This window comes from Aeromonas sp. s13 (assembly GCF_040907905.1).
Lineage (GTDB): Bacteria > Pseudomonadota > Gammaproteobacteria > Enterobacterales > Aeromonadaceae > Aeromonas > Aeromonas veronii.
This window is the reverse complement of the sequence record NZ_JBFOCS010000026.1, coordinates 26,056-45,760: the sequence shown is the minus strand read 5'-3', so window position 1 is coordinate 45,760 and position 19,705 is coordinate 26,056. Positions and strand designations below refer to the sequence as shown.

Sequence of the window (19,705 nt, the reverse complement as noted above, 5' to 3'; positions counted from 1 at the left end):
TGTCCCTTGGGATTACAGTTTGAGTAATGGCTTTATCACGCCTGCCTGCAATGCCTTTACATACATGAGCCAGCCCTTTGCCAGCGGTTTTGTCCTCACTGCACGCAATCTGCAGAAAGGGACGACACAGAACTATAAGGGGGCGTTCGCTAAAGGTGTGGCTGAGATGGTGGCGGCTAATGCTTTGGATGGCATTGCGCGTGACAAGCGTATCACGCTGTCGCCCTCGCTCAGTTGGGCAAGTGGCGTCGCCAGTATAAATCAGCAGTCACCTTTGGGGCTGAATACCCGCTTTGATCGTGCAGCGAGTCCAGAAGCACCTTTCGCCACGTTGAGCTTTGGTCTCAAAGTCGATGATAAGGATGGCGGCAATACACGGTTGGCTAATCCAAATATGAATACTGCTGTCGCTGGGACATGTTCAGGATCGGGGTGTAATGCGGTGCTGCTGGGTACTCAAAAGCTGTTGTACGGCCGCCTGCAGGCTGGTACGGCGGCCGGCCTGGCCTCAGCGCCGCTGGCCATTCCACTGCAGATGCAATATTACGAAGGGGGCAACTGGCTGCAAAACAAGGAAGATCAATGTACCCAGCTCTCTTTGGCCAATCAGGGGTTCATTTTCCTCAATCCGAGTCACACCTTTGATGCGGCGACTCGCGAGCTGAATCTGGGGGCGGGTCGCAAGATCAAGCTGGGGTTGGGCAGTTCTGCACCGGGTGGGGATGCTGCACTGGCGAAAGACGGGGAGATCCTGTTCCACTTTGCCAAGCCGGACATCTCGGTGCGCATCCCCTACAAGGTCGATTTGGCAAAACAGCCATCATCGCCACTCTGGTTGTCTGACCCAACGAGTGCCAATGACGGCAACCTGCAAGGTGAGGCCATTTTCGGCTCCAGCCGGGGTAATGACAGAATTATTTATCGGCGCGAAGTATTGCAGTAAATGATGTGAAAGGGGGGCTGGCTCAACAGCATCCCCCTAAATCCTTGTTTATTAGTGTTTGCAAGCGTGTGCGAGTGAGTGATGACTCGCATTTTTGTCGCGCCTGATTGATTGGCGACAGTTTGAGCGCTTGCCGATTGGGGTGGGCATTGGTAAAGTTAGCCGGTTTTCTGCACCTCCAAATTCTTAGGATTTCCCGTAGCCATGTTCAAAAAGCTCAGAGGCGTCTTTTCCAACGATCTGTCGATCGATTTGGGAACTGCCAACACCCTGATCTATGTAAAAGATCAAGGGATCGTCCTTAACGAACCCTCAGTTGTCGCCATTCGCCAAGAGCGCGGGAACGCCAAATCGGTCGCTGCTGTCGGTCATGCCGCCAAGCAGATGCTGGGCCGTACCCCGGGCAACATTTCCGCAATCCGCCCGATGAAAGATGGCGTGATCGCCGATTTCTACGTGACCGAGAAGATGCTGCAGCACTTCATCAAGCAGGTTCACGACAACAACTATTTCCGCCCCAGCCCGCGTGTGCTGGTGTGTGTACCGTGCGGTTCAACTCAGGTTGAGCGTCGCGCCATCAAGGAGTCCGCACTGGGCGCCGGTGCCCGTGAGGTCTACCTGATCGACGAGCCTATGGCTGCTGCCATCGGTGCCGGCCTGCCGGTATCCGAAGCGACCGGTTCCATGGTGGTGGATATCGGTGGTGGTACCACTGAAGTGGCCATCATCTCTCTGAACGGTGTGGTCTACTCCCAGTCCGTCCGTATCGGTGGCGACAAGTTTGACGAAGCCATCATCAGCTACGTCCGTCGCAACTACGGCAGCCTGATCGGTGAAGCGACTGCCGAGCGCATCAAGCACGAGATCGGCTCCGCCTATCCGGGCGAAGAGGTGCGCGAGATTGAAGTCCGTGGTCGCAACCTGGCTGAAGGTGTACCGCGCAGCTTCACCCTTAACTCCAACGAAATTCTGGAAGCGCTGCAAGAGCCGTTGTCCGGTATCGTGGCTGCCGTCATGGTGGCGCTGGAGCAGTCTCCGCCGGAACTGGCTTCCGACATCTCCGAGCGCGGCATGGTGCTGACCGGTGGTGGCGCACTGCTGAAAGATATCGACCGTCTGCTGATGGAAGAGACCGGCATTCCTGTCGTCGTGGCCGAAGATCCCCTCACCTGTGTGGCCCGTGGCGGCGGCAAGGCGCTGGAGCTGATCGATATGCACGGTGGCGATCTGTTCCACTACGAATAAGACCCAAAGCCGGCCAGCGTGCCGGCTCTTTTTTGACGACCCATGAAACCCATTTTTGGTAGAGGCCCTTCGCTTCAGTTACGGTTGTTTCTCGCCGTCATCATCTCCATCGCTGCCATCGTCGCGGATTCCCGCTTCGGTGTGTTTACCCATGTCCGCGTCTACCTCAGTTCGTTAGTCAGTCCCCTGCAATACATGGCCAATGCGCCGGGTACCCTGCTCGACACCATGTCGACCCAGGTGCAGACCCGCGCCGATCTCATCGAGCAGACCAAACAGCAGGAGCAACAGCTGTTTACCCTGCGTGCCCGTCTGCTCAAAATGGATCAGCTGGAGCACGAGAACCAGCGGCTGCGTGAGCTGCTCGGTTCGCCGGTGCACAAGGAGTCCCGCAAGATGGTGGCCGAGCTGCTGTCAGTGGATTCTGACCCCTTCAGCCATCAGGTGCTGATCAACAAGGGGGCGCTGGATGGCGTCTACAACGGTCAGGCGGTGATCAACGATCAGGGCGTGATTGGTCAGGTGCTCCACGTGGGCTCCACCACCAGTCGCGTGCTGCTGATCACCGACTCCAGCCACGGCATTCCGGTGCGGGTGCTGCGCAACGACTTGCGCGCCATTGCCTCCGGCAGTGGCGAGCTCGACAAGCTTGAGCTGCGCAACCTGCCGCGCAACACCGATATTCAGGTGGGTGACCTGCTGGTCACCTCAGGTCTGGGTGGTCGTTTCCCGGAAGGCTATCCGGTGGCGACTGTGACCCGCTCCGAGTATGTGGAAGGCAAGCCCTTCGCTCAGGTCGAGGCCAAGCCGCTGGTGGAGCTGGACAGGCTGCGTTATCTGCTGCTGCTGTGGACCGACAAGAAGCCTGAAGTACATGATGAGGATGGCGAACGGGCGGCTCCCGCTGCGTCCGCCGCAGGAGCCACTCGCTGATGCTAGAACCCGCCAGCGGCAGGATCTGGATCTGGATTTCGATCCTGCTGGCCTTGAGCCTGTCGATCCTGCCGCTTCCTTTCGAATTTGACCCCTTCCGCCCGGACTGGCTGGCCATGGTGCTCATCTACTGGGCACTGGCCTTGCCGCACCGGACCAACGTCGGCACCGCCTGGGTGGCGGGCCTGCTGCTGGATGTGCTGCTTGGCAGCACCCTCGGTGTGCGGGCGATGGCGATGGCCATCACCACCTATCTGGCGGCCTTCCAGTTCCAGAAGATCCGCAACTTCTCCCTCTGGCAGCAGGCACTGATCATCGGTGGCCTCTCGCTGGTGGGTAAAATGACGGTATTCTGGGCCGAGCATCTGTTTAGCCAGGCCAGTCTCAACTTCTCCTACTTTTGGTCGACGTTGACGACGATGCTAATATGGCCCTGGGTGTTTCTGGTGCTGCGCAAGGTGCGGCGCCGCTTCAATATCAGGTAAATATGAACAAAAACAACGAACCACAACTCTATCTCGCCTCGGCTTCTCCCCGTCGCCGTGAACTGCTGACCCAGATTGGCTACCGCTTCGAGGTGCTGAAACTGGATGTGCCCGAGCAGCGGGAAGAGGGTGAAAAGGCGCAGGATTACGTCTGCCGCCTCGCCCGTGACAAGGCGATGGCGGGCGTGGCGTGTGCGCCGACGGCGTTGCCGGTGCTGGGTGCCGACACCATAGTGGTGCTGGGCGACCGGGTACTGGAGAAACCGTCCGATCTGCTTGATGCCAAAGATATGCTGGAGTCCCTCTCCGGCAAGGTGCATCAGGTGATGACGGCGGTGGCGCTGGCCAGCAAGGATCGTTGTGACGTGCGTCTGGTCACCACCAACGTGGCGTTTCGCAAGCTGGACGAGGCCGAGATCGAGGCCTACTGGCAGACCGGTGAGCCCTGTGACAAGGCCGGGGCTTATGGCATTCAGGGTATTGCCGGCAAGTTTGTCAGCCGCATCGAGGGGAGCTATAGCGCCGTGGTCGGCCTGCCCCTGCTGGAGACAGACTTGCTGATCAAGCATTATCTGGAACAGCTCAAATAATTTCCCGTCAGCTGTGCTCTGCTGCGTTTCTCCCTTGCGCGCGTTGTACCGGATTGGCTCTATAGAATTCAAAACTGGAACAGGCAAGGTTACTTATGTCGGTAGAACTGCTGGTTAACGTTACCCCCTCCGAAACCCGGGTCGCTCTGGTCGAAAACGGTCTGCTGCAGGAAGTGCATGTAGAACGTCAGGCCAAACGCGGCATCGTGGGCAATATCTACAAAGGCAAGATCAGTCGGGTGCTGCCCGGCATGCAGGCGGCCTTCGTCGATATCGGCATGGACAAGGCAGCTTTTTTGCACGCCTCGGATATCGTCCCCCACACCGAGTGTGTGGCGGTGAAGGAGAAGGAGCAGTTCCAGGTCGGCAACATCGCCGAGCTGGTGCGTCAGGGGCAGGACATCATGGTGCAGGTGGTGAAAGATCCGCTGGGTACCAAGGGTGCCCGTCTCACTACCGATATCACCCTGCCATCCCGCTATCTGGTCTTTATGCCGGGCAGTGCCCACGTCGGTGTCTCCCAGCGTATCGAGTCCGAAGCCGAGCGCGAGCGCCTCAAGCGCACCGTAGCCGGTTATGTGGACGAGCTGGGTGGTTACATCATCCGCACCGCTGCCGAAGGGGTGGGGGAGCAGGAGCTGGAGCAGGATGCTGCCTTCCTGAAACGGCTGTGGCGCAAGATCCTCGAGCGCAAGCAGAAGTATCCACCCTGCAAGATCCTCTACGAGGATCCCAGTCTGGCATTCCGGGTAGTGCGCGACTTCGTCGGCGCCGAGCTCGACAAGATCCGCGTTGACTCGCGCCAGAGCTTCGATCAGCTCAAGCGCTTCACCGAAGAGTACGTGCCTGAGCTGGCCAGCAAGCTGGAGTATTATCCCGGCGAGTCGCCGATCTTCGATCTCTACGACGTGGAGAACGAGATCCAGCGGGCGCTGGAGCGCAAAGTAGAGCTGAAATCCGGCGGCTACCTCATCATCGACCAGACCGAAGCCATGACCACGGTGGATATCAACACCGGCGCCTTCGTCGGCCATCGCAATCTGGAAGAGACCATCTTCAACACCAACGTCGAGGCAACGGCGGCCATCGCCCGTCATCTGCGCCTGCGCAACCTTGGCGGCATCATCATCATCGACTTCATCGACATGCAGTCGGAAGATCACCGCCGTCGGGTGCTGCACAGTCTGGAGCAGGCGCTCTCAAAGGATCGCGCCAAGACCAACGTCAACGGCTTCTCCCAGCTCGGTCTGGTGGAGATGACCCGCAAGCGCACCCGCGAGAGTCTGGAGCATGTGCTCTGCTCCGAGTGCCCCGAGTGCAAAGGGCGCGGCCGGGTCAAGACGGTGGAGTCGGTCTGCTTCGAGATCCTGCGGGAGATCATCCGGGTCAATCGCGCCTATGATGCGGATCAGTTCACCGTCTACGCGGCCCCGGCCGTGGCCGACTACCTCCATGGCGAGGAGTCCCACAGTCTGGCGGAGCTGGAAGTGTTCATCGGCAAGCAGGTGCGGGTAGTGAGCGAACCCCTCTGTGGTCAGGAGCAGTTCGACGTGGTGATGATGTAATTGGTCTATCGCTGGCTGAGTCGGGGCTGGTTGGCCCTGGGGGTTCTGTTCGTACTGATGGCCATGCTGGTCACCCTGGTACGGGTCGGGGGCCCTTTGCTGAATCAATACCGGGAGAGTCTGATCCACACTCTGCTGGGTGATTCACAACTCAAGGTCAGCGTGGAGCAAGTGGGGCTGGACTGGACACAGTCCGGGCCCGCCCTCGAACTGCAGCAACTCGCCATCGCCCCGGATTCGGGGCGTTTTACCGTACAGCTCGGTAAAGCCTGGGTGCATCTCGACTTCTGGCGCACCATTAACGAGCTAAAGCCGGTGTTTGGCGAGCTGATCCTGAGCGATGGCGATATCACCATCGACTTGCGCCAACCGGCTGACGACAGCCCTTCCGGCGATCCCCAGCAGGGCGCCCTGCTGCGCTTTCTGCTGACCCAGCTCTCCACCTTCGATGTGCACAACACCCGCCTCAGCGTCACCACCTCCCTCGGTGATCTGCGCGCCCTCGACATCGCCCAGCTGCGCTGGCAGAACCGTGGCAAGCGCCATCAGGGGGTCGGCAAGGCCTACCTCATCAACGGGGTGGGCGAGAGCACCCTCGATCTGATTCTGGATGTGGACGCCCCGACTGCCCGGCTCGATCGCCTCAAGGGGCAACTCTATCTGGGGGCCCGCCAGCTCGATATCACCCCGACCCTGGCCAAGATCCATGCGGGCGAACCCAAGGTTGCCGGTCAGCTCGACTTCCAGCTCTGGAGCGAGTTTGACAGCGGCAAGCTGGGCAATACTCTGCTGGCTTTTGGCAACAATTACCTGATCTGGAAGGATCCCAAGAAAGGGGAGATGCACCGTTTCGGCCTCGATGGTGGCAAGATCCAGCTGCGCCGTGAGGGCACCGACTGGCAGCTGGCCAGCCACAACGTCACCTTCAAGCAGGATGGCAAACCCTGGTTGCAGAGCCGCTTGCAGCTGGAGCGGATCGGGGATCGGGTGCAGGGCTATCTGCCCAGCATAGAGTTCGACAAGATCACCCAGATCAGTCAGCTGGTCTCGGCGCTCTACCCCACACTCTGCGAGACCCTGCGCCAGACCAATCCGCAGGGGTCGGTGCAGGAGCTGACGCTGCTGGCCAATGCCGACTGGCAGGAGCTCTCCCTCAGTGGCCGCTTCAGCAAGGTGCGTCTCAAGGCCTGGCAGGATATACCCGGGATGCAGGATCTCAACGGCGAGTTCTGGCTTACCCCGACCGGCGGTAGCGCCAGATTGGCGCTGGCGAACGACAAGGTGGATCCCGCCCGTCACTTCAAGATGCCGATCCCGGTCGACAACTTCTCGGCCCGCCTCGACTGGTGGCGCGAGGAACAGGGCTGGGTGCTCTACGGGCAGGATATCGCGCTGGATAACCCGGATCTGACCCTGTCCAGCCGTTTCCGCCTCGATCTGTTCGAGCACCCTTTCCTCGCCCTGACCGGCCGCATCGATGTGAAGAATGCAGGCCATGCGGATCGCTACTTCCCGCTGCAGGCGATGGACAAGGGGCTGGTGGATTACCTGAGCGGCGCCATCAAAGGGGGCAAGGCCAAGGGGGCCGACCTGCTCTGGTATGGCGCGTTCAGGGACTTTCCCTACGACAACGGCAAGGGCATCTTCCAGGTGGCGGTGCCGCTGGAGCAGGCCACCTACGAGTTTTTCCCCGGTTGGCAACCGCTCACCGACCTGCAGATCGATCTCTTGTTCCAGAATGCCGGTCTCGATATGCGCAGCCGATCCACCAAACTCGGCAAGGCGAGTTCCGACTCGGTGCATGCCTGGATCCCGGATCTCTCCCCCGGCGCCCACCTCTATGTGGATGCCAAGGTGCAGGGGGAGGGCAAGGCCATCAGCGACTACCTGCAGGACTCCCCGCTGGGTAGTTCGGTGGGACAGGCGCTGCGGGAGATCGAGATCCGCGGCCCGATGGCCGGTTCGGTCAAGCTCGATATTCCTCTCGATGGCGAGAGCGAGGTGAAGGCGAGCGGCGATGCCACCTTCAGCAACAACAAGGTGCGGGTTGCCAGTCTGGATCTGCCGCTGGAGAAGGTGCAGGGGCGCCTCGAATATGACAACGAGCAGACCCGTTTCAGCAACCTCAAGGCGAGCCTGTGGAACCAGCCGCTGACCCTCGACTATCAGGGGCGCCAGCATCCGGATCACTATCAGGTCGACCTCGATTTCAAGGGGCAGTGGGATAGCCGGCGCCAGCCCGCTGCCATCTCCTCGTACGGTATCCTCAACGGTCGCAGCAACTGGGGCGGCAAGCTCGGGTTGACCCTGCCCGAGAGCAAGCCGTTCAGCTTCCAGCTGGCGCTCGACTCCAACCTGCAGGGGATGGGGCTGGATCTGCCGCTGCCGCTGGCCAAGAGCAGTGCCAGCCGGCTGCCGCTCAAGGTGATCGCTCGTGGCCGGGATGGCAGCGCCGACATTCGTGCCGTGCTGGGGGCTGATGTGGATATGCAGACCCGACTGGTCTACGGCGAAGGGGTGCCTTATCTCAGCCGGGTGCGGGTCGATGTGGGTCAGCCGGGCGCCCGGGTAATGCGCGATGCCCCCATGCTGCTTGCCATCAACCAGCAGGAGGCCGATGTCGGTGGCTGGCTGGCGCGACTCAAGCAGTGGCTGCCAGCGCAGAACCAGACTGGCAATGCGGTGGTTGGCCCCGCCTTCCTGCCGCAGGAGTGGTGGGTGGATGGACAGCTGGCTCGCGCCTATATCGGCAGTGCCACCCTCAAGGCGGCGCGTTTCACCGTGGGGCCGACCAATCAGGCGACCGAAGTGATGATCGACAGCCCCGATGTGATGGGGGTGATCCGCCTGCCTGCAGTAGCCAATCGTCCGGTGGATGCCAAGTTTGCCCGTATCTACTGGTCCGGCAAGAGTTCGGATCTCAGCCCGGATCCCGATGCGCAGCAGGACAACGCCATCATGGCATCCATCCCCTGGTTGAAGGTGAGCTGTGTCGATTGCCGCTTTGGCGAGCTGCCTCTTGGTGAAGTGAAAGGGGAGCTGGTGCCCGGCGCCAACAAGGTGACCCTCAAGGGGCTGGATGTGCGGCTGGCTGGGAGTCAGCTCACCGGCAGCGTCGACTGGCTGGCCAATGGCAACCGGATGCAGACCCGCGCTCGTGGCAAGCTGACCAGCAACAACAGCGAGCTGCTGCTCAAGCGGCTCGGCTACACCTCGCCCATCGGCGATGCCCCCGGCTCCCTCGCTTTTGATCTGAACTGGCAGGATGTGCCCTATCGTCCGAACCTGCCGACTCTGGGGGGAAGTGCCAACTATCAGCTGGAGGGCGGCACCCTGCGGGAGGTCAACGACAAGGGGGCACGGCTGCTCTCCCTGCTCAGCCTCGATTCCCTGCTGCGCAAACTGCGGCTCGATTTTCGCGATGTGTTCGACAAGGGCTTCTACTTCGAATCCATGTCCGCCTCTGCCACCATCAAGCAGGGGCAGGTCAGCAACGATGATTTCTATATGAAGGGGGCGGCAGGCAACCTGCGCGGCGAGGGGATCGCCGATCTGGTGCGCTGGCAGCTCGACTACGAGCTGAGCTTCTCCCCCAATCTGGGGGGCACCCTGCCGGTGGTAGCGGCCTTCTCCATCACGCCGGTCACGGGTCTCTATGTGCTGGCCCTCTCCAAACTGCTGGAGCCGGTAGTGGATGTGGTGACCCGTATCGATTTTCGCATCTCGGGCCCGCTCGACGCACCCAAGCTGATCGAGGCGGGACGAGATCGCGCGCGCATCAAGCTCAACCAGCAGCAGAAAGAGGCGGTAGATGCCGTTGCTCCCAGCCTGCCGACCCAAGAGGTGACCCCTTTCCTGCTGAGCCCCAAACACGCGGGGCCCGCTCAGCGCTGAACGAGCGGCCCGGCATCATCACAAGGAGTGAGCCATGATCCGACATATCCTGCTGATCGCCTTCAAGCCGGGCACCCAGCCTGCCCAGATAGACGCGGTGCGTACCGCCTTTCTTACAATTCCCCATCAGGTCAGCGGCGTGACCGCCGTGGAGTGGGGTCGTGATGACAGCCCGGAGGGGCGAGCCGAGGGGTTTACCCACAGCGTGCTGATGACCTTCGCCGACGAAGCGGCCCGCCAGCGCTATCTGCCCCACCCGGATCACGATGCCCTCAAGGCCATCTTCCGTCCGGTGCTGGAGCGCATCATAGTGCTGGATTACACCCTGCAGGCGGGGGATCGGGTTGTGTCAGAGGGGCCGTTATGATGGTGGATGAGCACTGGGCTGCCATCCCGCCACTGCAGCGCGCACTGCTGGAATCGGTTATGAAACATGGCGCAGCTCATCCTGCGATTGATGCTGGGGTAGTGGTTGGGTCGCTCGCCAAGGGCAAGGCAGACAGGGTATCCGACGTCGATCTCTTGCTGCTGGCCGAGCCGGGCTTCCATAAGCAGGGAGACGAACTGGTGCGCACCATTGTGGGGGATCGGCCCATCTTTCACTGCTGGCAAGGAAGACATGAAGAGGTCTGTTCATACTGGCGCGTCATCTTCCTCGATATGTCCAGCATCGAGATCCATATCCTTGATCGGGGGGCTGAGTTCCCCCTTGCCAAACCTTATTTGCCACTGTTCGATAAAACTTCCTCCCTTGGTGCGCTGGAGGTATCTGGCCCTGCCCCAAGCCATTGGGACTTTCCTGCCTATATGGCCGAAGGGGATGGCCTGGTTTGGGAGTTGTTCGATTGCCTCAAATGGGCGGAGCGTGGCCAGCGGGGATTGGTCAGGCATCATCTTCGCAAGCTGCTGGGCGAGATGGATAAAGACCCGAATATTGTGGATCGCGATTAATGCGGACAAGGAGAACGTCATGTGGTTAGCCGCAATACAGCTGGTATCTGACCGTCACTGGCAGGATAACCGGGAGCAGATCGCCACCGAGTTGGCCATGCTGCCCAAGGATCGGCCGCTGCTGGTGCTGCTGCCGGAGAACTTTGCCCTGTTTGGCGAGCGGCAGGGTTATCTGGATGGGGCTGAGGCCATAGGTGAGGGCCCGATCCAGCAGCAACTGGCTGAATGGGCTCGCGATTACGGCATCTGGCTGGTGGCCGGAGCCATGCCGACCACCATCTCTGGTTCCGACCATATCCACACCAGCTCGCTGGTGTTTGACCCAAGCGGTGAGCTCAGGGGCCACTACCACAAGATCCACCTGTTCGACGTGGATGTGGCGGATAATCACGGTCGCTACCGTGAGTCGGAGACCTTCAGCCCGGGGGAAGAGCCTGTGTTGGTGGACTCTCCCTTTGGTCCCCTCGGCCTCTCGATCTGTTATGATTTGCGCTTTCCCGAGCTCTACCGTCAGTTGGCCCGTGCCGGTGCCCGCGTGCTGCTGGTGCCTGCCGCCTTTACCGCCGTGACCGGCGAGGCGCACTGGGAGCCGCTGCTGCGGGCTCGCGCTATCGAAAACCAGTGCTACGTAGTCGCTGCCAATCAGGGCGGCACTCACGAGACAGGGCGCCAGACCTGGGGCCACAGCATGGTGATCGACCCCTGGGGTCGGGTGCTGGCGAGCAAAGAGTCCGGGCGCGGCACAGTGCTGGCAAAGATGGAGCCCGGGCTTATCGATGAATTGAAACGCACCATGCCAGTGCTGAGGCATGCCCGGTTGCTGTGATCCCGGGGTGTTGATCGACGTAGGGTGCAACAAGCGAAGCGCATTGCACCTGTGCCGATCTTGGGGTTGGCGGCGCCATTCACGGCGCCCATTGCACCCTGCGAATACGAACTGAACACCGGGCCACACCGGATGAATTAACCGTTACGACATCTCACGTCGAGATTGGAGAAGAAGATTGAGTCTATTGAGCCAGGTTAGTGCCTCCCTGTTGGCCCCGAACGACCTCGACGAAGGGCGCCTGCAGCAGTTGCTCGGCAGCTTGATGAGCCATCAGGTGGAGTTCGGCGATCTCTATTTCCAGCGCAGCTGGCACGAGTCCTGGATGCTGGAAGATGGCATCGTCAAGGATGGCAGCTACAACATCGATCAGGGTGTCGGTGTGCGCGCCGTCAGCGGCGAGAAGACCGGCTTCGCCTACTCGGACGAGCTGAGCCTGCTGGCCCTGCAACAGTCGGTGACTGCCGCTCGCGGCATCGCCGCCGCAGGTGCTCACGGCAAGGTGAAGGCGTGGGCCAGAACCTCCGCAAACCTGCTCTATCCGGCCATGGATCCGCTGCAGACCCTCGACAAGCATCAGAAGATCGCCCTGCTGGAGCAGATGGACAAGTTCGCCAGAAGTCTGGATCCCGCCATCAATCAGGTGATGGCCTCCATCAGCGGCGTCTACGAAGAGGTGCTGGTGGCCGCCACCGACGGCACCCTGGCCGCCGATGTGCGTCCGCTGGTGCGTCTGTCGGTGACTGTGATCGCCGAGAAGGGCGATCGCCGCGAGCGTGGCAGTGCCGGTGGCGGCGGGCGCTTTGGTTACGACTGGTTCCTCGAACTGGACGGGCTGGAGAGCCGCGCTTTTGGCTATGTGCGTGAAGCTGTGCGTCAGGCACTGGTCAACCTTGAAGCCATTGACGCGCCAGCCGGTACCATGCCAGTGGTGTTGGGCTCCGGCTGGCCTGGCGTGCTGCTGCACGAGGCGGTAGGTCATGGTCTGGAGGGGGATTTCAATCGCAAGGGATCTTCCGCATTTGCTGGTCGCATCGGCGAGCAGGTGGCCTCCAAGCACTGCACCATCGTCGATGATGGCACCCTGCCGGGTCGGCGCGGCTCCGTCTCCATTGATGACGAGGGGACACCGGGTGGCTACAACGTGCTGATTGAGAACGGTATCCTCAAGGGTTATCTGCAAGACAAGCAGAACGCTCGCCTGATGGGGGTGCCGCTCACCGGCAACGGGCGCCGCGAATCCTACGCTGCCATGCCGATGCCGCGCATGACCAACACCTACATGCTGGCGGGTCAGTACGATCCGGCCGAGATCATCGCCTCGGTGAAGAAGGGCATTTATGCTCCCAACTTCGGTGGCGGCCAGGTGGACATCACCTCCGGCAAGTTTGTCTTCTCCGCCTCCGAGGCTTACCTCATCGAGGATGGCAAGATCACCGCTCCCATCAAGGGCGCGACCCTGATCGGCAACGGCCCCGAGGCGATGAGCCAGGTCTCCATGGTGGGCAGCGATCTTGCGCTGGATCGCGGGGTTGGCATCTGCGGCAAGGAGGGGCAGAGCGTGCCGGTCGGTGTCGGCCAGCCCACCCTCAAACTGGATCAGCTCACCGTGGGTGGCACTTCGTAGGTTTGGGTTAGCCGCGTAGCGGCGTAACCCGACGCATTCAAACCCCGGCTCTTGCCGGGGTTTGGCTATTCAGGGAACCACAGGCAACAAAAAGCCCCGGTCGTTGGACCGGGGCTGGCGGGTTATTCGGTATCAGTTGACGGATATGGCGCGGGCGTCGATGAAATAGCGAGCGTTACCCTGTTTGTCGATCTGAATTTTGGCAACCAGCTGCTCTTGATCTTTATATTCCCAGCGTTGCTCGATCTTGGCGAGGGATGGGCTCGCAATCCCAACCACGTTCAGGTACTCGTGAAACAGGCTATGGCTCCCTATTTCGGTCAGCATCTTGTCCATCTGCATACTCTCCTGAAGTTGAGTGGGTATTCATCAACAAACCTATCAGCGTCCATCTGAATACAGTCTGTATGAAAAACAAACTAACTCATTTGTGTGTCAATAACATGATCAGGAACAAGATCAGTGCAGATCGTCAGGGACTTTTTGATACCGTTTTCAATCAGAGCCGGTGGGCTTCTGCGGCAACTGATCAAACGTGCCGGAAGCCTTTGGTAGCGCCGGTGCGGTTTGCACGGTCTGGCCGCCGTGGAATACCGGATCCTGTGCTACTTCCTTGATGCCGTTGATGCAAAACTGCATACCCATGCAGACCAGCAGGAAGCCCATGATACGGGTCATGGCATCGATGCCGGTGGCGCCCAGGATCTTGCAGACCGGATCCGCCAGCTTCAATACCCCCCAGCTGATCAGGCTCATCAGGGCAAACGCCGTTACCACACCGGCGTAGATGGTGAGGCGGTTGTACTCGTCAGGCAGCTCGGCAATCTGGGCTGCCCCGCTTATTACCAGCGCCATGGTGCCCGGCCCGCACATGCTGGGCATGGTGAGCGGTACGAAGGCAATGCTCTGGTTTATATCGACCCCGCTCTGCTGGCTGGGGGCGGGGAACAGCATGCGAAAGCCGATAAAGCCGATGATGAGACCACCGGCCAGGCGCAAGCCCGGAATGGAGATCCCGAACAGATCCAGGATCGAGGATCCGATAAAGAAGGTGATGCAGAGGGTGCAGAACAGATAGATGGCGGCCAGATTGACCTGACGGCGCACGTGTTCGCGCGACATCCCCTTGCTCAGTCCCAGCAGCAGGGTGGCCGTGGTGGGCGGGTTGACCATGGGCAGCAGCGCCAGCAAGGTGAGTAATACGACCTGAAAGAACATCTTGAGCCTCGGATAAAGAGTTGGAGCCATGGGGCGATGCGGGTGGCAGGCCCCAGAGGGAGGCTATCTTATGCTGGCGAAACTGAACATAAGCAGTACAAAAAAGCCCCGGCAGATACCGGGGCTTGTTGTTCGGGTCAGGCCGCTTGCGGTGCTTGCTGCTGCCGGATGGCCCGTTGCTGGAACCAGAGCCAGAGACCGATGGCGAAACCCAGTACAGACAAGCTCACCACATAGTGGGAGGGGGCCAGCATGTCGCTCTTCATCCAGAGGGTCACCGCCATCGGGGTGAGGCCGCCGAAGATGGCGTAGGCCACGTTGTAGGAGAATGACAGACCGGAGAAGCGCACCACCGGCGGGAATGCGTTGACCATCACATAAGGCACGGCACCGACAATCCCGACCGCAAAGCCTGCCAGCATATAGAGCGGCACCAGCTGGCTCGTACCGGCCGCCAGACCGTGATAGAAGGCGTAGCTGGAGCCCGCCAGCAGCAGGGAGCCGAACATGAAGGTGAGACCGCTGCCCAGCAGGTCGATCAGTCGGCCATAGACGATGCAGCCGAGGGTCAGGGCAACGATCGCCAGCGAGTTGGCGGTCAGGGCGTCAGCCGGGCTGATGCCATAGACCTTCTGCAGATAGGTGGGGGTCATCAGGATCACCACCACGATACCGGCGGAGAGCAGCCAGGTGAGCAGCATGGAGACCACCACGCTGCTCTTGTGGTTGCGCAGCACCGACTTGAGGGGGAGCTCATCGGCCAGGGTCTTGTTGGCTTTCATCTCGGCGAAGACCGGGGTTTCGTGCAACCAGCGACGCAGGTACATGGCGACGATGCCGAAGATACCACCGAGCAGGAAGGGCACTCGCCAGCCCCAGTCGCTCACTTCGGCTGGTGTCAGGCTCTTGTTGACCGCGGTGGCGATGAGGGAGCCAAGCAGGATGCCGGCCGTCAATCCCGCCGTGAGCGTGCCGCAGGCGACCCCGACCCGACGGGCAGGGACGTGCTCGGCGACAAATACCCAGGCGCCCGGCACTTCACCGCCGATGGCAGCGCCTTGCAGGATCCGCAGTCCCAGCAGGGCGATGGGGGCGCCGATGCCGAGCACTGCATAGGTGGGTAGCAGACCGATCAACAGGGTCGGCAGCGCCATCATGATGATGCTGAGGGTGAACATCCGCTTGCGACCGATGAGATCGCCAAAGTGGGCCATGATGATGCCGCCGAGTGGGCGGGCCAGATAACCGGCTGCGAAGATGCCGAAGGTCTGGAACTGGCGCAGCCACTCGGGAATATCGGCCGGGAAGAACAGCTCGCCGATGACCACGGCGAAGAAGACGAAGATGATGAAGTCGTAAAACTCCAGCGCGCCGCCGAGGGCAGCCAGACTCAGGGTTTTGTAATCCTGTCGATTGAGGGGGCGGGCGTGATCGTGCTGTTGTGTGCTTGTGGTCATATCCGTATGTTTCCCATCGGTTTTTTTAGTTATTGTCACCCCGTGCAAGGGGCATATACAGGTGATCGAGAGTATGCTGCCTGCCTCTTGTGTGTAAATCGCGCAATTCGCAACACTGTCTTGCATCTTTTTGGGGCAATCCGAATGCCCCGCTGGCGGAGGAATGATGGAAAAGAAACGGGTACTGCTCTCCTGGAGCAGCGGCAAGGATTGCGCATGGGCACTGCATCAGTTGCGGCAAGATCCCGCCATCGAGGTGGTGGGGCTGTTTACCACCCTCAATCAGGCATTCGAGCGGGTGGCGATGCACGGGGTGCGCAAGCAGCTGTTGACCGAGCAGGCCGCCTGCGTCGGGCTGCCCCTCACCACCATCGATCTGCCCTGGCCCTGCAGCAACGAGGATTACGCCCGCATCATGACCGGCTTTATCGCTGATGTGGTGGCACAGGGGATCCGCCATATGGCCTTTGGCGACTTGTTCCTCGAGGATGTGCGCGCCTACCGTGAAAAGCAGCTGGCAGGTACCGGCATCGAACCACTGTTCCCGCTGTGGGGCAGCAATACCCGTGAACTGGCGCCGCAGATGGTGGCCGCTGGATTGAAGGCGCGGATCAGTGCTCTCGACCCAAACAAGCTGGATGCCAGCCTGGGGGGTCACGATTTTGACGAGGCACTGCTGGCGGCGCTGCCGGAGGGCGTTGACCCATGTGGCGAGAACGGCGAGTTTCACACCCTGGCCTATGATGGCCCCATGTTCTCCCGCCCGCTCGGCCTTCGGGTCGGCGAGACAGTGCTGCGCGACGGCTTTGTCTTTACCGATCTGCTGCCAATCGAGGATTAATTATCAGGCGTCAAATGCTCCCTTTTGCAGGAGCATTCACAGATTTGAGAGGCGGGATGGGGGCACTATTGGCCCCCTCTTTTGATTCAAGATGACAACCTGCCTTATGAAACACATCTCTCGTCCGGCGCTGCTTGCCTCCTTGCTGGCTGCTGCCCTCTCTCTGCCTGCCGTCGCGGGTCAAGCCGCTACCGTTCAGCCGGTCCCTGCCGGTGTCACCACAGTCACTCTGGCCCTGCAGGCGCCGATCCACTGGGTGTCAGTGGAGCAGATTGCCAAGAGTCTGGATGGCCTGCCCCCGATGGCGGTCGGGTTTGATATCGACGATACCCTGCTCTTCTCCAGTCCGGGTTTTTATCGCGGCAAGCAGGAGTTCTCGCCCAACGACGAGAGCTATCTGAAGAACCCTGCCTTCTGGGAGAAGATGAACAATGGCTGGGATGCGTTCAGCATGCCGAAAGAGGTGGGCAAGGCGCTCATCGCCATGCACCTCAAGCGCGGCGACCACATCTATTTCGTCACCGGTCGCTCGGCCACCAAGACCGAAACCGTGAGCCAGACTCTGCAGCAGACCATGAATATTCCGGCCGACCAGCTCAATCCGGTGATCTTCGCCGGTGATCAGCCGGGCCAGAACACCAAGGTGCAGTGGCTAAAGGATAAGCAGATGAAGCTCTTCTATGGCGACGCCGACGGGGATATCAAGGCGGCGCAGGAGGTTGGCATTCGCGGCATTCGTCTACTGCGGGCCGCCAACTCCAGCTATCGGCCACTGCCGTTGGCAGGGGCGCTGGGGGAAGAGGTGATCATCAACTCCCAGTTCTGATCCGGAGCTGATCTATGCGACAAGGGCGGGGCCATTGGCACCCGCCCTTTTTGCATCCGTCATCCAGCTCGGGTCAGTCGTCTGCCCACGGCATCTCGGGCAGGCTATCGAGGAACTCGCCGTAACGGGTCAGATTGAAGGGGCCCTGATCGGCCTCCATCGCCATCAGCTCGGCCCCGAGGGCGCAGGCGATATATTGCAGCGCCTCTTCTCGCGGGGTGCCCTTCATCACCAGTCGCATCAGAGTCGCCTTCACATGGGGCGGGTGACCGTCGTTGAGCTGGTTCTCCACCATCTCCAGCAGCGCGTCTTCATCAAAAAATTCCTGAGTGTCGTTCATGGGATATCCGCAACAGTGAATGTGGCGGCCAGTATAGCCTGAATGGGGCTAACACCTTGAACAGCCTGCGAATAAACAATCCGATGGGGAGGCCATTTGTTACCCATAATTAGGAGGAGTTTGCCAAGGCAAACAGGTTGGAACACAGATAACATGGATGGACACGCCTATGCCCACGATAGATTCCCTGCTGGCCGAGCCCAAGCTACTGCCCCAGATCCCGGAAGTGATGCGCGATTTGATCCAGACCTTCAATGAAAAGGATCCGGATCTGCTAAAGATCAGCAAGTTGATCAACAAGGATCCTGTCATTTCCGCCAAGTTGCTGCGGCTGGCCAACTCGGCCAAATTCGGCAGCAGTCGTCAGATCGGCACCGTCAATGAAGCCGCGGTGCGGCTGGGGTTGGCGATGGTGCGCAACATGGTGCTGGCCTGCGGGCTCACCGAATCGGTCACTGCGGTGCCCGGCATTGACCTCAAACATTTCTGGGGCTGCGTCTTCAATGTGGCGGAGCTGGCCCGTCGTCTGGCGGTGAAGAAGGGGATGAAGGGGGATGAGGTCTTTACCTGCGCCCTGCTCTACGATCTCGGCCGACTGGTGATGCATGTGGGCCTGCCGGAAAACACTGTCCACCACATTCACGATCTGGAGCTGCACAAGGGGCGGGCCAAGGCGGAAGAGCTGGTGGTCGGCTTCAACTATGCCCAAGTCGGGGCGGCCATGGCACGTTACTGGAAGTTCCCCGAGACCATCAGCAATGCGGTGGAGTATCACTACAACCCCATGCTGGCCAAGGAGTTCTCTCCCGAGGCCGGGTTGATCCATCTGGCGATCGTGCTGGCTGCGCAATCCGATGTGGGGGAAGAGGCGCCACCCGAGTGGCCCCACAAGGTGGCAGATGCGCTGGGGTTGAGCTGGGCCGATTGTGCTGCCCAGTTCACTGCGCTGCGCGAGCAGGGTAATGGCTATGCCGGGTTGCTGGCTGCCTGAGCCCGTTTATCCCATCTCATCAGGGGCCAACATGGCCCCTTTTTCATGGCCGATGGTGCCACAGGCTTGCCAGCCCGGGAGTGACGGGGCACTCTTTGCCCTTCACTTTCCGTTTGAGAGCCCTTGCCATGATTGCCTCCGCCCGCCTGATCCTGCGCGAAATGATCGCCACCGATGCCCCCTTCATCCTTGAGCTGCTCAATGACGGCGACTTTTATCGTTACATCGGTGATCGGGGCATTCGCACCCTGGAGCAGGCGCAGGAGTATATCCAGCAGGGGCCGGCGGTCAGCTATGCCCGCTATGGTCACGGACTCTATCTGGTGGAGCGCAAGGAGGACGGTGCCAGCCTCGGTATCTGCGGTTTGATCAAGCGAGATACCCTGGAGCAGGTCGATATCGGTTATGCCTTCCTGCCGCAATATCGCGGTCAGGGCTACGCCATTGAAGCGGCGCAGGCCGCCCTTGCCGATGGCAAAAGCCGGTTGGGGATCGGGCAGGTAGTTGCCATCGTCACCCCGGGCAACGAGCGATCCATCGGCCTGCTGGCCAAGCTGGGGCTGGTGCGCAGTCGACTGGTCAAATTGAGCGAAGATGCCGATGAGTGCCTGCTGCTGGAGCAGTGATCAAGGTCAGAGAGCTGAAAAGCGAATGGCGAGGTGGCTGTCAGGCTGAGTGACAAGCAAGAGGCCGGGTCTGGCGAAAGGCGTGAGAGAAGCAAAGAGGCCGCCGTGAGTTGCGGCCTGTCTGCATCGGGCGCTGCCGGAGGGCAGGCAGGATCAGTTGAGGTCTTCGATGGAGAACTCGCCAGCGATACCATCACAGGAGATGGCGAAACCGCCGCTGAAGCGGGTGCTGAACTGGATCAGAAACGCATCATTGTCGTGCTCTTGCACAGGCAGGTTGATGGGTTTGCTGCGACGCAGGGGCTTGTGTGTTTGTACTGCTTTCATCATGGTATTTCTCTATATAA

General features: G+C 60.5%; 20 protein-coding genes. 15 read left to right on the top strand and 5 right to left on the bottom strand.

Features of this window, described 5'->3' with window-relative positions; genetic code table 11:
* From AB5Y82_RS03565 to tldD, 11 genes are all read left to right on the top strand, one after another.
* Positions 1 to 943 (top strand): DUF6701 domain-containing protein (locus AB5Y82_RS03565; protein ID WP_368173667.1); only part of this gene is annotated, 943 nt, incomplete at its 5' end.
* Between the two features lie 204 nt (positions 944 to 1,147).
* On the top strand, positions 1,148 to 2,188 hold the full coding sequence (locus tag AB5Y82_RS03560; protein WP_005340051.1) for a rod shape-determining protein: 1,041 nt from the start codon (positions 1,148 to 1,150) through the stop codon (positions 2,186 to 2,188).
* Positions 2,189 to 2,230: 42 nt separating this feature from the next.
* Positions 2,231 to 3,121, top strand: a complete 891-nt coding sequence (gene mreC / locus AB5Y82_RS03555; RefSeq protein ID WP_005340053.1) for a rod shape-determining protein MreC — start codon at positions 2,231 to 2,233, stop codon at positions 3,119 to 3,121.
* A complete protein-coding gene (gene mreD / locus AB5Y82_RS03550; RefSeq protein ID WP_005340054.1) occupies positions 3,121 to 3,606 on the top strand; it encodes a rod shape-determining protein MreD in 486 nt (161 codons plus the stop codon). The genes mreC and mreD overlap by 1 nt, the downstream gene beginning before the upstream one ends.
* A 2-nt stretch (positions 3,607 to 3,608) precedes the next feature.
* Complete coding sequence (locus tag AB5Y82_RS03545) at positions 3,609 to 4,196, top strand: nucleoside triphosphate pyrophosphatase (protein ID WP_368173666.1); 588 nt, start codon at positions 3,609 to 3,611, stop codon at positions 4,194 to 4,196.
* 95 nt (positions 4,197 to 4,291) lie between these two features.
* Positions 4,292 to 5,761, top strand: coding sequence for a ribonuclease G (rng, locus tag AB5Y82_RS03540; protein WP_005340056.1), 1,470 nt, complete (start codon positions 4,292 to 4,294; stop codon positions 5,759 to 5,761).
* Positions 5,762 to 9,655, top strand: a complete 3,894-nt coding sequence (locus AB5Y82_RS03535; RefSeq protein WP_368173665.1) for a YhdP family protein — start codon at positions 5,762 to 5,764, stop codon at positions 9,653 to 9,655.
* Positions 9,656 to 9,689: 34 nt separating this feature from the next.
* Positions 9,690 to 10,022, top strand: a complete 333-nt coding sequence (locus AB5Y82_RS03530; RefSeq protein WP_335841745.1) for a Dabb family protein — start codon at positions 9,690 to 9,692, stop codon at positions 10,020 to 10,022.
* A complete protein-coding gene (locus AB5Y82_RS03525; RefSeq protein ID WP_335841746.1) occupies positions 10,019 to 10,606 on the top strand; it encodes a nucleotidyltransferase domain-containing protein in 588 nt (195 codons plus the stop codon). The genes AB5Y82_RS03530 and AB5Y82_RS03525 overlap by 4 nt, the downstream gene beginning before the upstream one ends.
* A gap of 19 nt (positions 10,607 to 10,625) precedes the next feature.
* Positions 10,626 to 11,432, top strand: a complete 807-nt coding sequence (locus AB5Y82_RS03520; protein ID WP_335841747.1) for a carbon-nitrogen hydrolase family protein — start codon at positions 10,626 to 10,628, stop codon at positions 11,430 to 11,432.
* Positions 11,433 to 11,610: 178 nt separating this feature from the next.
* A complete protein-coding gene (gene tldD / locus AB5Y82_RS03515) occupies positions 11,611 to 13,059 on the top strand; it encodes a metalloprotease TldD (RefSeq protein WP_042052567.1) in 1,449 nt (482 codons plus the stop codon).
* Between the two features lie 132 nt (positions 13,060 to 13,191).
* On the opposite strand, the gene AB5Y82_RS03510 is transcribed toward tldD, so the two are convergent.
* From AB5Y82_RS03510 to AB5Y82_RS03500, 3 genes are all read right to left on the bottom strand, one after another.
* Positions 13,192 to 13,395, bottom strand: coding sequence for a hypothetical protein (locus AB5Y82_RS03510; protein WP_005340062.1), 204 nt, complete (start codon positions 13,393 to 13,395; stop codon positions 13,192 to 13,194).
* Between the two features lie 159 nt (positions 13,396 to 13,554).
* Positions 13,555 to 14,277, bottom strand: coding sequence for a MarC family NAAT transporter (locus AB5Y82_RS03505; protein ID WP_005348656.1), 723 nt, complete (start codon positions 14,275 to 14,277; stop codon positions 13,555 to 13,557).
* A 137-nt stretch (positions 14,278 to 14,414) separates the two neighbouring features.
* Positions 14,415 to 15,734 carry an MFS transporter gene (locus tag AB5Y82_RS03500; RefSeq protein ID WP_005348661.1) on the bottom strand — a complete coding sequence of 440 codons (1,320 nt, stop codon included), beginning with the start codon at positions 15,732 to 15,734 and terminating at the stop codon, positions 14,415 to 14,417.
* 166 nt (positions 15,735 to 15,900) lie between these two features.
* On the opposite strand from AB5Y82_RS03500, the gene AB5Y82_RS03495 reads away from it, so the two are divergent.
* Both AB5Y82_RS03495 and aphA read left to right on the top strand, forming a co-directional pair.
* Positions 15,901 to 16,575 carry an adenine nucleotide alpha hydrolase gene (locus AB5Y82_RS03495; RefSeq protein ID WP_139440820.1) on the top strand — a complete coding sequence of 225 codons (675 nt, stop codon included), beginning with the start codon at positions 15,901 to 15,903 and terminating at the stop codon, positions 16,573 to 16,575.
* A gap of 106 nt (positions 16,576 to 16,681) precedes the next feature.
* Positions 16,682 to 17,401 carry an acid phosphatase AphA gene (gene aphA / locus AB5Y82_RS03490; protein ID WP_368173664.1) on the top strand — a complete coding sequence of 240 codons (720 nt, stop codon included), beginning with the start codon at positions 16,682 to 16,684 and terminating at the stop codon, positions 17,399 to 17,401.
* A gap of 73 nt (positions 17,402 to 17,474) precedes the next feature.
* Here the strand turns inward: aphA and AB5Y82_RS03485 are convergent, their stop codons facing one another.
* Positions 17,475 to 17,741 (bottom strand): hypothetical protein, encoded by a 267-nt coding sequence (locus tag AB5Y82_RS03485; RefSeq protein ID WP_005348674.1) that lies wholly within the window; start codon positions 17,739 to 17,741, stop codon positions 17,475 to 17,477.
* 169 nt (positions 17,742 to 17,910) lie between these two features.
* Between AB5Y82_RS03485 and AB5Y82_RS03480 the strand changes: the two genes are divergently transcribed.
* Both AB5Y82_RS03480 and AB5Y82_RS03475 read left to right on the top strand, forming a co-directional pair.
* Entirely contained in the window at positions 17,911 to 18,732 is an 822-nt protein-coding gene (locus AB5Y82_RS03480; RefSeq protein ID WP_019446506.1) for an HDOD domain-containing protein, read from the top strand.
* Positions 18,733 to 18,860: 128 nt separating this feature from the next.
* On the top strand, positions 18,861 to 19,358 hold the full coding sequence (locus AB5Y82_RS03475; RefSeq protein WP_064338887.1) for a GNAT family N-acetyltransferase: 498 nt from the start codon (positions 18,861 to 18,863) through the stop codon (positions 19,356 to 19,358).
* Between the two features lie 153 nt (positions 19,359 to 19,511).
* Here AB5Y82_RS03475 and AB5Y82_RS03470 read toward each other — a convergent pair whose 3' ends face one another.
* A complete protein-coding gene (locus AB5Y82_RS03470; protein WP_005340085.1) occupies positions 19,512 to 19,688 on the bottom strand; it encodes a hypothetical protein in 177 nt (58 codons plus the stop codon).
* Positions 19,689 to 19,705: the final 17 nt, after the last annotated feature.

Excerpts from the sequence above, each read along its gene's own strand:
- AB5Y82_RS03560 (WP_005340051.1), top strand. The coding sequence starts at position 1,148 with ATGTTCAAAAAGCTCAGAGGCGTCTTTTCCAACGATCTGTCGATCGAT.
- mreC (WP_005340053.1), top strand. The coding sequence starts at position 2,231 with ATGAAACCCATTTTTGGTAGAGGCCCTTCGCTTCAGTTACGGTTGTTT.
- mreD (WP_005340054.1), top strand. The coding sequence starts at position 3,121 with ATGCTAGAACCCGCCAGCGGCAGGATCTGGATCTGGATTTCGATCCTG.
- AB5Y82_RS03545 (WP_368173666.1), top strand. The coding sequence starts at position 3,609 with ATGAACAAAAACAACGAACCACAACTCTATCTCGCCTCGGCTTCTCCC.
- rng (WP_005340056.1), top strand. The coding sequence starts at position 4,292 with ATGTCGGTAGAACTGCTGGTTAACGTTACCCCCTCCGAAACCCGGGTC.
- AB5Y82_RS03530 (WP_335841745.1), top strand. The coding sequence starts at position 9,690 with ATGATCCGACATATCCTGCTGATCGCCTTCAAGCCGGGCACCCAGCCT.
- AB5Y82_RS03525 (WP_335841746.1), top strand. The coding sequence starts at position 10,019 with ATGATGGTGGATGAGCACTGGGCTGCCATCCCGCCACTGCAGCGCGCA.
- AB5Y82_RS03520 (WP_335841747.1), top strand. The coding sequence starts at position 10,626 with ATGTGGTTAGCCGCAATACAGCTGGTATCTGACCGTCACTGGCAGGAT.
- AB5Y82_RS03510 (WP_005340062.1), bottom strand. The coding sequence starts at position 13,395 with ATGGACAAGATGCTGACCGAAATAGGGAGCCATAGCCTGTTTCACGAG.
- AB5Y82_RS03505 (WP_005348656.1), bottom strand. The coding sequence starts at position 14,277 with ATGTTCTTTCAGGTCGTATTACTCACCTTGCTGGCGCTGCTGCCCATG.
- AB5Y82_RS03500 (WP_005348661.1), bottom strand. The coding sequence starts at position 15,734 with ATGACCACAAGCACACAACAGCACGATCACGCCCGCCCCCTCAATCGA.
- AB5Y82_RS03495 (WP_139440820.1), top strand. The coding sequence starts at position 15,901 with ATGGAAAAGAAACGGGTACTGCTCTCCTGGAGCAGCGGCAAGGATTGC.
- aphA (WP_368173664.1), top strand. The coding sequence starts at position 16,682 with ATGAAACACATCTCTCGTCCGGCGCTGCTTGCCTCCTTGCTGGCTGCT.
- AB5Y82_RS03485 (WP_005348674.1), bottom strand. The coding sequence starts at position 17,741 with ATGAACGACACTCAGGAATTTTTTGATGAAGACGCGCTGCTGGAGATG.
- AB5Y82_RS03480 (WP_019446506.1), top strand. The coding sequence starts at position 17,911 with ATGCCCACGATAGATTCCCTGCTGGCCGAGCCCAAGCTACTGCCCCAG.
- AB5Y82_RS03475 (WP_064338887.1), top strand. The coding sequence starts at position 18,861 with ATGATTGCCTCCGCCCGCCTGATCCTGCGCGAAATGATCGCCACCGAT.
- AB5Y82_RS03470 (WP_005340085.1), bottom strand. The coding sequence starts at position 19,688 with ATGATGAAAGCAGTACAAACACACAAGCCCCTGCGTCGCAGCAAACCC.